Annotated in this window: 8 protein-coding genes and 2 pseudogenes; all 10 read right to left on the minus strand. The window is 46.2% G+C overall.

Annotated features, from left to right (window positions below):
- Window positions 1-85: 85 nt before the first annotated feature.
- The 10 genes and pseudogenes from KRP56_05595 to KRP56_05640 all read right to left on the minus strand — a co-directional run bounded on the left by KRP56_05595 (window position 86) and on the right by KRP56_05640 (window position 12,650).
- Window positions 86-1,543, minus strand: coding sequence for an MFS transporter (locus KRP56_05595; protein ID UAL07313.1), 1,458 nt, complete (start codon window positions 1,541-1,543; stop codon window positions 86-88).
- A gap of 210 nt (window positions 1,544-1,753) precedes the next feature.
- Entirely contained in the window at window positions 1,754-3,193 is a 1,440-nt protein-coding gene (locus tag KRP56_05600; GenBank protein ID UAL07314.1) for an MFS transporter, read from the minus strand.
- A gap of 71 nt (window positions 3,194-3,264) precedes the next feature.
- On the minus strand, window positions 3,265-4,896 hold the full coding sequence (locus tag KRP56_05605; GenBank protein ID UAL07315.1) for a methylamine methyltransferase corrinoid protein reductive activase: 1,632 nt from the start codon (window positions 4,894-4,896) through the stop codon (window positions 3,265-3,267).
- Between the two features lie 4 nt (window positions 4,897-4,900).
- The gene (gene pylD / locus KRP56_05610; protein UAL07316.1) at window positions 4,901-5,731 is read right to left on the minus strand and encodes a 3-methylornithyl-N6-L-lysine dehydrogenase PylD; all 831 of its coding nucleotides are present in this window, start codon (window positions 5,729-5,731) and stop codon (window positions 4,901-4,903) included.
- On the minus strand, window positions 5,731-6,885 hold the full coding sequence (gene pylC / locus KRP56_05615; protein UAL08473.1) for a 3-methylornithine--L-lysine ligase PylC: 1,155 nt from the start codon (window positions 6,883-6,885) through the stop codon (window positions 5,731-5,733). The genes pylD and pylC overlap by 1 nt, the downstream gene beginning before the upstream one ends.
- Before the next feature lie 7 nt (window positions 6,886-6,892).
- The gene (pylB, locus tag KRP56_05620) at window positions 6,893-7,951 is read right to left on the minus strand and encodes a methylornithine synthase PylB (GenBank protein UAL07317.1); all 1,059 of its coding nucleotides are present in this window, start codon (window positions 7,949-7,951) and stop codon (window positions 6,893-6,895) included.
- Between the two features lie 9 nt (window positions 7,952-7,960).
- The gene (locus KRP56_05625; protein ID UAL07318.1) at window positions 7,961-8,785 is read right to left on the minus strand and encodes a hypothetical protein; all 825 of its coding nucleotides are present in this window, start codon (window positions 8,783-8,785) and stop codon (window positions 7,961-7,963) included.
- A gap of 191 nt (window positions 8,786-8,976) precedes the next feature.
- Window positions 8,977-10,355, minus strand: a pseudogene (locus tag KRP56_05630) (monomethylamine:corrinoid methyltransferase).
- 266 nt (window positions 10,356-10,621) lie between these two features.
- A pseudogene (locus tag KRP56_05635) lies at window positions 10,622-12,007 on the minus strand (monomethylamine:corrinoid methyltransferase).
- 10 nt (window positions 12,008-12,017) lie between these two features.
- Window positions 12,018-12,650 (minus strand): cobalamin-dependent protein, encoded by a 633-nt coding sequence (locus KRP56_05640; protein UAL08474.1) that lies wholly within the window; start codon window positions 12,648-12,650, stop codon window positions 12,018-12,020.
- Window positions 12,651-12,909: the final 259 nt, after the last annotated feature.

A 12,909-nucleotide genomic window follows, 5' to 3' on the forward strand; every position in this document is an offset into this window, starting at 1 on the left:
TAAAATACATTCAAAAACATAAAAACATCAAAAAATGAATTTTAAAAAGAAAAATAAGAAAATTAATTAAAAAGAGGGTTTCCCCTCAGTTTACTGACATTGAATCTCTTATTTTCTTATCCTTCAAGAACGTGGAGATCAAGAATGCACATAGGCATAACAAACATGCAACGAAGAATGCTGGCTTGAAAGCATCAACTATACTTCCGGGCAGCACCATCGGCAAGATTATACCTGCGGCGAATATCGACTCGATGATCGCAACACCGACAGAACTCCCTGCCTGTCTGAATGTATTGATTATCGAAGACATCAAACCCTCCTCATTGGTTTGAGAATAGCTCAAACTGAGATTGGTGGAAGCGACCAAACTGGTTCCTACACCTGCACCCATTATGAACAATGTTATCAGGATAAACATTAATGATGTCCCTTCATTGAAATGGATCATCATGAGGAAGCCTAAAGCTGATACAAGACATCCGATCGATAACATCTTGTTATTTATGCCAGTCTTGTCTGAGATCTTCCCTACAGTTGGACCGACGACCATCATTCCTATTGAGTTGGCCACAAGTATAAGGCCCATGTCCACTGTTGAATAACCCTTTACATATTCCAGATAATAAGGCAACAGTAAATAGGATCCAGCAACAGCAGCGAAGATCAACAGATTGACCAAGTTGCTACCAACGACATCCTTGATCCTCATGATCCTGAGAGATATGAGCGGGTCTTTTGCCCTCTGCTCCCACCATACCAACAATCCTGCAAATATAAATGCAGAAGCAAGAAGGGCAAGATTTCCATTAGAGAACCATCCGCCATTGGTACGAGCTGTGTTGAGATAATAGATCAGTGAGAACATCATTATGACCATTAAGATCACACCGACGACGTCCGACTTCTGCTTATTATCGCGTACCTCATTAACATTGGCCATACTCTTCAAAGACATCAGAATACAAACGATTCCGACAGGAACGTTTATGAAGAATATATAGGACCAATCGAACTGACAGAGAATCCCCCCTATTACTGGGCCGCAGGCTGTTCCAACTGATGAGGCTAAAGTGATCGCACCCACAGCTTTCCCTCTTATACCGGGCAGATATGATGTGATCATTGCCAATCCCATTGCCATTATCATACCTGCACCCAGACCTTGTATGATCCTTAGGGCGATCAATATGAACAATGTGGTTTGTCCATCACCACCTATCTTCATAGTCCCTGTTAGACCGATTATCAAAGACATTCCTGCAAATATGCCAATACCTAAAATGAACAGTTTCTTGTATCCAAGATTGGTCCCTAATTTCCCCCAAAGAAGTATGAAACAACATAATGAGAGCGTATATCCAATCAAAATCCAAGAGACATCACTGGACAGATTACCAAGATTCAGATCGGACCTTATCGTTGGCAAAGCCACCGAGACAATCGTAGCATCCAAAGATGCCATGAACGTTCCTAATACTATACTGATCAAAATCCATTTTTCTTTGGATGAGATCTTGGAAATGTTTGGATCACTGCCCATAATGTGATAACAGATTTGAATGGATTTAATTATATTGTACAATGAGGAAAATAATCGACACTGAATCATCACTAATATGACCTAAAAGTGTTAAGATCAAAAATAGAAATAATGCTTTTCTTGGTTTTAATGATTAAAAGAGCATAAAATTATAATCATCTCTCTAAGTACTTTACTCGTTTGTATAAGATATGCTTCTTGTTTCCAGCATCATTTCGTAGACTCTGCGTCCCTGACCTTCTTATCTTTTAAGACCATCGAAAACACAAATGCGAGGAAACACAGTACACATGCAACAAAGAATGCCGGTTTGAATGCACTGACCATACTGCCATTCAATACAAATGACGCAGCTATGCTTGCAGTGAATACCGCACCAAGAACTGCGACACCGACTGAACTTCCTGCTTGCCTGAACATATTGATTATTGATGACATGGAACCTTCTTCGTTATGTTCTGAATACCCCAATATAAGATTGGTGGTGGCAACCAACCCCATTCCGATACCCACTCCCATCAAAAATAATGTAAAAATAATGTATAAAAGCGATGTATATTCATCAAAACGGATCATCAATAAGAAACTGAATGCCGATATCAAACAACCTATCGACGACATCCTGTTATTGATACCTGTCTTATCTGAGATCTTTCCTACTGTTGGACCGACCACCATCATCCCTATCGATGTCGCCACCAGAATCAGACCCATGTCCACTGTTGAATATCCTCTTACTGTCTCAAGATAATAAGGTAACAGGAAATACGACCCTGAGAACGCAGCACAGATCAACAGATTGACCGCGTTACTGCCAACCACATCCTTTATCTTCATTATCCTGACCGATATGATTGGACTGTCTACTCTCTGTTCCCACCATATCAACAATCCAGTGAATATGAACGCTGTTGATAGGATGACAACATTCTCATCAGAAAACCACCCACTGTTATTCGCCGTATTTAGATAATAAATGAACGAGAACAACATTATGACCATGAAAACGACACCCAAACCGTCCAGTTTCTGCTTCTCCCCGCGTTCCTCCTTGACATTGGCCATACTTTTTACGGACAAAAGAATGCAAAGCAAACCTATCGGAACATTGATGAAGAATATGAACGACCAATGGAATTGACAAAGAAAACCACCTATTACTGGGCCGAAGGCCAACCCGACTGAGGATGCTAATGTTATCGTTCCGACCGCTTTTCCTCGTATGTTGGGAAGATATGATGATACCATGGCAAGTCCCATCGCCGTGATCATGCCTGCGCCTAGGCCTTGCAACATTCTCAGCAGTATGATGATGTTGAGGCCACCTATTTTCAAAACACCGAAAACTCCTATGGTCAACGACATTCCAGCAAAAATGATTACACCAAAAAGAAAAAGTCTCTTGTAACCATAATTAGTCCCTAACTTTCCCCACAACAAAATAAAACAACACAATGACAAAGTGTATCCGATCAATATCCATGATACATCGCTAGCCGGACCGGAGACCGTAAAATCGTGTTCTATCGTGGGCAAAGCTACAGCGACTATCGTGACATCCAAAGAAGCCATGAACGTTCCCAATACAATACTGATCAGGATCCATCTTTCTTTGGATGAACTTTTTGAAACGCTAGGATCGTTACCCACATTGTGATAACAACTGTGAATTGTTTTAATACTATTGTACAAAAAGGATTGGGGGTGGCCCCCAATTTGAATCAACCAGGTATTGTGAAATATCTAAGATTTAGAACCCCTTGTTTACACGCTCTTTCACAACGTCTGCAAGCAGTGCCCGCACATCTGTCGGACTTGACCTTAGCATATACCTTTCCTTCCTCACGGATTATGGACAGGGCATTTTCAGGACAAGCCTTGATACAGTGTCCGCATAATGTGCAATCCTTGACCTCGCCCATGATGATCGTCCCCGAATCCTCGAGTATGTTCACCTTGCGATTCTCGGTATCCGGAAGATCGGTACGTGCAAGCCTCTCTACAACGAGCTTCTTGGTCGGTTCAGACAGAGGAGGCAGATTGTAAATGTCCAACATGTTGTTGTATTCGGATGCTGGCATCCCGGTGCACCAAAGGGAGTATTCTATCGAATAGATATTTTTGAATGTTTCCGAGGTTGCGAACATGACATGAGTGGCCCTGAGTTTCTTGGCGAATTCGCGTAGATCGTCGAGATCCATCTTTCCCATCGCGATCTCTCTCGCCATTTCAATGGAGGTATTACCGAACTGCACGATGTGCTCAGCACCGGGTACTACCATTCCGATCTTCATTGCCTTAGCGGCATCCACATAGAGACCTGATGCTCCCGACATGTACGCTTTCTTAACATCGCCTGTCCATAATCCAGCCTCATGCAAGAGCGTAAGGAATCCAGCACGTAAGGCACCTATTGCCTTGCCTGCCTCGTCCACATCGGCCGATGATATGCAGATGTCATCCTGAAGATGGATCTTCCCATCAGGTGTGAGTATCTTAGGAGTATCGATGAGCCCTGTCTCCATACCACAATACAGAGTCGCTACGACCCCTGTTCCGGTGACACCTATTGCCCGACAGTTCATCTTTCCCTTCTCTACGGGTTTACCTGTTTTAGGATCGACAGTATCTCCTATCCTCTCTACCATGGCATCATCCAGGACCGTGCATTTCCATCCATCTTTGGTTATGTCCACATCACATATGGCTCCCGGAGCGGCCAACATACCTTTCTCTATCTGCTGTCCTTCAAGAGCGGGCCCTGCTGCTGCAGAACCTGTGAATATCTTTCCATTCACTATGAGCGCCATCTCTGCATTGGTACCGTAGTCCACTACAATGACAGGCTCCTTCTCACTGAGGATGTTGGTCATCTTCAGCATTGCAATGGCATCCGCACCAATCTCATGCGTCACGGCCGGGGGTATTACAAGTTCCGCATCCGGCATACCGACTATACCGAGATCGGATGCTTTAAGGACCTTTCCATTTCTTTCCGGAGGAACGACCCCGAGGTCCTTCAGCATATTCTTTCCCGCGTATGCAAGGTCCCTGATCTCTATATTTTCAAAAAGCGACAATTGGAATGTGTTGCCGCTTACACCGACCCTCCTTACTTTGGAGAGATCGATACCGAGTGTCGAGAAGAGTTGATTCACCGCACCGATTATCAATCCGTTCGCGACATCCTCTCCGGATTGGATCGCGAAATTCACATGGTCTATGACGTTCATGCCAGGTATCGGATGACGCTGTGTGATCGATGTCGCAAGTGTCTCTCCTGTGCCCATATCAATGGCCTGACACCGAAGACCGCTTGTCCCTATATCCAATGCAATACAATAGTCTGTCATGTTTTCATCTCCTACACTTCTTCTTGTCAGGGCATGAGAATGATGCACTTTGCACTGCCATGACCGATACTCCAATGTCCAAAGGATCGTGAATTATCGTTGCCTTTGAATAAGCCTCATCATCAAATGTATGTGGCACTCCGGGAGACGATATGATCGCCCCCTTTCTGATATTCCGACTGTCGATATGGGCCGGGGATGCGTTGAATATCAGATCGTGCGATGAGATCGCACTTTCTATATTGTCTGCGACCGTGATACCAGGATTGGATCTGGCGACCTTACCTGCTTTCTCCCCATCTATGTCCGCCACGACAACATTGGCACCTCTTGCCAAAAGCAAACCTGCGGCCCTGCTTCCTACTCTTCCGGCCCCCAACACAAGGACGGTCTTTCCCATCAGTCCCTTGGAAGCTCCATTCAGGGCAGCAACGTATCCCGCTGCTGTACAGAACGAATTGTTGGAATATTTCCTTGCTTTTGTATTATACGCGATAAATTCGTAATCGTCCGCAAGAAATACTATATTGGCATCTTTGGCCAATGCTTCTGCCAATCCCGTTACATCATAACCGGATGTAACGAATGCATCCATTCCCAGAGCACGGCATATATCTGCCACAGATTCCGAGAACCTTGTTATGACGCCCATTCCTGAGGTTATAGGCACCACACCGATGTTATAATCCTGCAGATCTATGGAATCAGGTGTTATCGCGACCGCGTCACATGCCATCTCCTTCGTTGTCATATTAGAACAGCGTACCAACATCTGGCTAACGCTTTCCAATGACTCTGATATGCCCCTCACGTCATCATCTGTAAGTCTGGTCATCAGATCATCTCCGGAGACCTGTCCACATATTCATCGAGTTCGCATTCGCTCATGACCTTGTTGATGAATTCCTTCCTCTTGACCAATACATCTGAGGAATTCTTACCGTGATTTATCACTGTGGCCCTCCACTCGTTCCTTCCAGGCATGTAATCGGTTATCACATCATCGGCACCGAACATCCCCTCGACGATATACGGCATATCAACATGACCGAATTCCTTCTCACCGCACGTGTAGAGATTGCCATCGCGAATGACATAATGCTCATAGACAGAACATCCGCCAGAATTGTATCTGCCTGTTTTTTCTCCAAGGGCCGAATGGACAAGCTCCTCCAACAGATTGATACCTGTGGCCGCCTGAATGGCAGCTGGCGTCTGACTTGGTATCCTGGCATCGATCTCCAGTACGCGGAGTCCTTTCTTTGTGTATATGGCCTCTACATCCATCAATGCACGGAGACCTATATTGTCCGCAATATCTGTGCCGATCCTATCAAAAATGATATTGTCCTCGTCGCTAAGGATATTAGGTTCGCATACTACCATCTTGCAATCGTAGTTGTAGTCTAGGACCACTTCGGTCGTGACATATGCCCTGGAAGAACTCCCGTTTCCTATGACCTCTATCGAAACGCTCTTCCCGGATACGAACTCCTGTTGTATCGGAGTATCGTTCAACTTCTCGACGACCTTCAATGCCTTGTGTCTCTCATCCTCGTTATTTGCAACATTTACACCGATACTGCCACTCTGTGAGGAGGGCTTGACAACTATTGGATAACCGCACTCGGGCCATGGTTGGGGAAGAGGCACTCCCAACTCAGCCATAATTTGATTGGACCTTTCCTTGGAGCATGATATCTCGTATGAATGCATATCGAAGAGAAATGGTTTCCCTGTCTCGGGAACGATCTTATTCAAAAGCTGTAATCCATCCAACTCTTCGAACGCTGGTATTACCACATCACAATCCGAGAATGTTCTCTTGGCCTGTTCTGGGTCCTTCAAAATATTACAATGAACAAACTCATCGGCCAACGAAGACGCTGGTGCCGATGTTTTCCTATCTAGGACCACAGTCTCAAATCCTGCCTTCTTGGAAAGGAATACTGCTTCCATCCCCTGAAGGGCCCCCCCAACAATGCCGATCTTCATCCTACTCTCTCCTCAGCTTCGATTCGTGTTCTGTAAGGAACGATCTATACTCCGAATTACTGGCAACATGTCTTCCCATGTTCTCTAGCATTTCGATGACATAATCGACGGAACGATGTCCGTCGTCGATATTCAGTTCTGGTTGTGCAACACCGGCCAATTCCTGGTGCGGTGGAATGATGGAAGTGATCACGTTAGCCCCTGCATCTATCCTTGTCTTCAGACCAGCTATGCCCTCGACATCCAAACTGGCCGGTATCAAACGATCCTGGAAGAGCAATCTCATGACCGCTATAGCCTTCAATTCCTCTGTGGAATCCTGAGGGACCAACCCCTGCATCGGAGTGCCTGCCTGAGGAACAAAGGTCATCGCACGTATCTGCTCACAACCCAATCCGCCCATGCAAAGGATCGCTTCCGCTCTATCACGAGGTGTCTCGCCCATTCCGACAAGCATACCGTCCTCGGTGAGAATTCCTGCTTGTTTTGCCCAGATCCTTTGATCTATCCTGTTCTGATAGTCCTGTTCCAATCTCAGATTTTGGAACAGATCCCTGTTGTATGTTTCCTGATAGCATGCAAACCAATCTGCACCAGCATCTCTCAGTTTGGGAAATGCCTCCTTATCGATGGCCCCGGGGGATATCATTATGCCTGTATCCACGGTATCCCTTACGCTCTGGACAAGATCTATCAGGTTCTCGTGGCCATTGACGTACATCCTCGGATCCTCGCCCATCGTCAGATCGACCAGATTGACACCGGCATCCTCTAAACTTGCGGATAATTCCAATACCTCTTCCTTGGTCTTCCTGTATCTTGGAAGCTCATTGGTACTCCTGTAATAGCAGAAAGCACAATTATTTTTACAGTAAGTAGAAAAGTATACGAATCCGTAGATGTAAACCTTGTTCCCGAAACGCCTATCCCTGACCCTTCTGGCAGCTGAGAATAAGGCATCAACCTCCTCTTTATCGGATGCTGAGATCAGCGCAATGACCTCGTTAAGATCTAACTGCTTCCCTTTCTCTGCATCATTGATCAGTTGAAAAACGTTCAAACCCTCACCTCAACTTATCTTGTAACCATTAAGATAATTCAGACTCCTGCCTGTCTTCTTCACACTTCCGTCCCCGTCCCTCATCATGACGAGACGCTCCAGACCGAATCCTACACCGCACCATGGTTCGTGTACATCGTGTGCAGGGTCCAGAACATGAGGCCCTACGGCCCCAGAAGATACTTCCTCCCCATCGACCAGGACATCGATCGTCTCTTTGTAGACATCGGATTCCTCTCTGGAAAGGGTGTAATCGATGCCGACCGTTCTCATCACAACATCGATGTAACCCTTGAGTTTCTCGGTCGCATCGCCTTGTGGACCCATATCCACCAGATTAAGCATGGTGAATTCTTCCAGATGATCATTGCTATGCGATTCGGCCCTGAAACAGGACCCTATCTCGAAGATCTTCACCGGACCATCCGTATGGTCCCTGAGTTTCCTCATGACATAGTACAGATTTGGTGCAAGCATGGGCCTGAGACACCTCTTATCATCGATGAAGAACACTTGTTTGTAGAGCGGATGATCTTCAGTTATTGTCATTTTAGCCAAAGCGGCCTTCGACATCATACATGGCGTACGTACTTCTATGAACCCCTCAGCTATAAGCGCCGCTGCGAGATCGTTCTCTAGTTGGACCAATCTGTTCTTACGAGGATTGATGACCATTTCTTTGATCCCTTTCTCGTTCTTTACGGTCAACTGTGACATTACCTTCGAGAAGACTCTGTCTCTCTCCGACTCGCTTTCAAATGTCGAATTATCACGGGGATCGTCACCGAATTCCCTTAGACGCTGGATCTGTGGGTCTGTAAATTTGTACTCCATGGTGATCACTTCAAGAATCGCTGACAATAACAAATGGCGAGAGACCGGGGTGTCGACCCCCGCTGGCTAGGTTCTAGAGACCCGCTGCTCGCCGGAGCGTCCCCCATTGTTCTATGCGAACGACGATATCGTTGATACAAGTGCCTTAAGCGACTCGTATCATCAATGCCTAGGCAGCCATATACATCTCCTCAGATATCGAGACCGCATTTTCTAAGCGTAGCAAGCGCTCTGTCGTAGACCTTCAGGTACTCGTTGGAAGGCACGACCTCTTTCACATCATAACAATCTTGGAATCTCTTCCCTGCCGGGGGATGGGGAACTCCTTCTCGTAGATACTGACCACATTGTTCAAGACCTTGTTGGTATCGGCGGTTCCCATACCAGCCGCTGCTGTGGCAGCCTCTCCCAACATCCTTGCCTCCATTCCTGTGGTCTTGTCCTTTACCACACCTTTAGAAGATGCAGCACCCGATACAAGCTCTCTTCCTGATACGGTGTCAGTGATCGCTTGGGCCGCGACCTCCAGCAGGCACATCTCCGTACATGGACCAGCCAGTGTGTAATATTGATTTCCCAACAATAGATTCGTATTCGCATCTATCGCACAGGCGGCATGAGCAGCTACCTGAAGGGTCTCCCTTGTAGTGGTAGTGCCCCACCTTATGTGAATGGGACCGTCCAAATGCAGATCACAGTTGAACAGCACGAAAGATGCGACCATGGTTGCAACATCGCATATTGCGGTCTCCTCGATACCTCCGCTGTATCCTCCAAATATAGGCATTTGTTCGATCATAATAGTATCATTGTTTGATACCCATCCTGCAAGCATGTTGAGCCCTCCCATGTCCATCTTCATCTCATTCAACTGAGATGCCTCGTGGAGATCGTAGGGGTTCAGACCGTAATCGGTCAATTCAGAAGAAAGACGCCCCGCTGCGGACAGCGGTGTCTGTGGACCCTATATGGACATACCAGGTCTCCCGACCATTGCACATGCCTCTCTGACATGCCTGATCTCTGCAAGTGTAGCTCTTATCTCCCAAGGTGTGTTGGTGGTGGCAGGATTACCGTTAACAGTGTTCAATACACCGCTTACCAAAGTGTCCACTCCCCTTTCCTGAGCATAACTCTGCATCATGTAGGGGAATATCTCCTCAGATACAGGTGCCCCGGTAGGTCCACCCTGAATGATCGGTCTCTTCTTTGAATCTCTGTGTCTGGATTTACAGACAACCCTGTCCTTACCCTTTCCAAGCTTAAGTTTGGTGGGAGCCGTCTTGAGACCGTCAAATACTTCATCCTCACTCAAAGTAAGGACTTTACCCAGATTCGTATTGTAAAAGCCAGTGGTTATGAGCATATCGACACCGGCCATGAATAGCCTGTCGATAAGGTCCTCATCCTCAGGAATTATGCCCGGTCCGAATTTGATGTTGTACTTCTCTTTCATCACCATGGCATTGGTTGGAACTGTAACATAGTCCCAGGTATCCTCACGGACCTTTTTGCCAGAGTTGAATCTGTTGAATGCTTCGAAGACATCAATAGTCCTGGCTGCTGTCATAATCAGAATATGGATTAGTTAAATATATAAGCTTTATGCATATAAAATCAGAAGTATTAAATATGTATTTCTAATACTAAACCACTTTAAGCAATTAGTATTTAAAACAATGGTATTAAAAATGATTAGGTCCCGGGAAACCCACTCGATCTATGTTATCTTGGAGGAAATTACATGCCTTCAGAGCAGATTTTTTGAGGGGCCGAAGCCCCCCAAATGTCCTCCCGGGGTGGACTGTTATTTTGTAAAAAGTTTGAACAAAGCACTCAGTGCTTAATGTGCAGTCCAGCATCACGGAGTGTTGCAAGAGCTGTATCGTAAACAGCCAAATACTCAGCAGTGGGCTTGACGGTCACAACATCATAACACTCGCGGAAGGTCTTACCCTCTGGTGCATCGTTGTAGTGCTTCTCGTAGCCAGAAACGAGGGTGTTGATGATCTCATTGAGATCGGAAACCTTCATTCCGGCAGCTGTCCTTGCTGCTTCTCCCATTACCCTTGCTTCCATTCCAGTTGTCTTGTCCTGAACCACACCCTTTGCGGCTGCGGATCCTGAAAGAAGCTCTCTTCCAGAACCTGTATCTGTGATTGCCTGAGTTGCTGTCTCGATGAGACACATCTCTGTGCAAGGTCCTGCCATCGGATAGTACTGGTTTGCGAGCAAGAGGTCGGTGTTCGCATCGACTGCTGCTGCTGCGTGTGCCGCTATCTGGAGTGTTTCTCTGGAAGTTGTTATTCCCCATCTTATGTGGATGGGTCCATCAAGGTGGAAGTTTCCGCTGAAGAGTGCAAATGATCCCAATGTTGTTGCTACATCGCATATTGCTGTCTCCTCGATACCTCCTGTGTATCCTCCGAAGATTGGCATCTGCTCGATCATTATGGTATCGCCGTTTGCTGTCCATCCAGTGAGCATGTTCAATCCGGACATGTCCATCTTGAGCTCATTGAGCTGGGAGCACTCGTGTGCATCTGTGATCCTGTGTCCTGCATTTACGCTGTCTGCGACGAGACGTCCACCTGTTGTCAGGGGAGTCTCGGGTCCCTATACGCCGAGTCCGGGGCGTCCGGCCCTTATCCTTGCTTCTTTGGTAGCACGGAGTTCTGCCATTGTTGCACGTATCTCGTAAGGGGTTCCTGATTTTGCAGGGTGTCCCTCGATCGTTGTCAATACACCGTTCACAAGGTCATCGACAACTGCCTCTTGGGCGTAAGACTGCATGACCTGCACGAATATGTCCTCTGATATGGGGGATCCAGTAGGTCCTCCCTGTATGATTGGCTTGACAGGACTGTTTCCATGTCTGGGATAGAAACGGGCAATGTCCCTTCCCTCACCGAGTATGAGCTTGGTTGGAGTTTTCTTTATTCCCTCCCAAACTTCCTCCTCGGTGACCTTCATAACACGTCCCAGATCTTGACAGTAATATCCGGTGTTGACAAGCATCTCAAGGCCGGCCTGGAACAGGTCGTTCTTGGTCTTGTTGTCTTCGGGAATTGTTTTCTTTCCGAAGTTGAGTTTGTATTTCTCTTTAAGTGCGGTTGCATTCTGTGGAATGATGGTGTAATCCCAGTCACTCTCAGGAACCCTCTTTCCCTTAACGAATCTGTCGTAAACGTCGTAAACTGTAAGTGGTCTTGTTGCTGCCATAATTAACACCTCACATGAAAGACTTGACAAGATCTACGATCTCACCAGCGGTCTTTGAATATCCATCTGCTCCGATATCATCGCACCACTGCTTGCTGCAAGGTGCACCACCGAAGATTGCCTTGTATGGGGCATCTACTTCTTTGATTGCAAGGACGAGTTCTCTCTGTCCTTCGAGCGTTGTGGTCATAAGTGCAGATCCTCCAATGACCTTTGCATCATTATCTTCTGCAGCATCAAGGAAGTCCTGTGCAGACACGTCTGGTCCGAGATCGATTACATTGAATCCTGCACCGCGAAGCATCGCACAGCAGACGTTCTTTCCAATCTCGTGGATATCTCCCTCGACGGTTCCCATTACTACTGTACCGCGAAGTCCTCCGGTTCCAGCTGTCATCAATGGTTCAAGGATCTTAAGTGCTACTTCCATTGTTTTGGAAGCTGCGACTACCTGAGGTAGGAAGATCTCAGCTCTATCGAATCTAACTCCGATGCTTTCCATACCCCTTCCAAGCCCGAACTCTACGATCTCCTTCACTGGGATCTTCTCATCGACTGCCTTCTGCGTTGCCTCCTGGACCAGCTTGATGTTCCAGGTTTCGACTGCGGTTTTAAGGTCCGCCAGAATCTTCTCTTTTGACATGTTCTTCCTCTCCTTGACCTGAAATGCACAGGCCTTCACCTCTCCAAGCGTCATCTTTTCGAAGTTATAATTTATTATCTTAATACATATATTTAAATTTTTTCTAACATAATTTGACCCTTAAGAATATAGTATATATATTTATGTATTTGATATTCTAATGGGTTTAAATATATGTTTCAAAAATAGCTAAATTCTAAACTGACCAAACATTGATAAAAACAAAAATAGAAAGAAGACGGCGTGAGCCGTCAGTTTA

Source organism: Candidatus Methanogranum gryphiswaldense (assembly GCA_019262145.1).
Lineage (GTDB): Archaea > Thermoplasmatota > Thermoplasmata > Methanomassiliicoccales > Methanomethylophilaceae > Methanogranum > Methanogranum gryphiswaldense.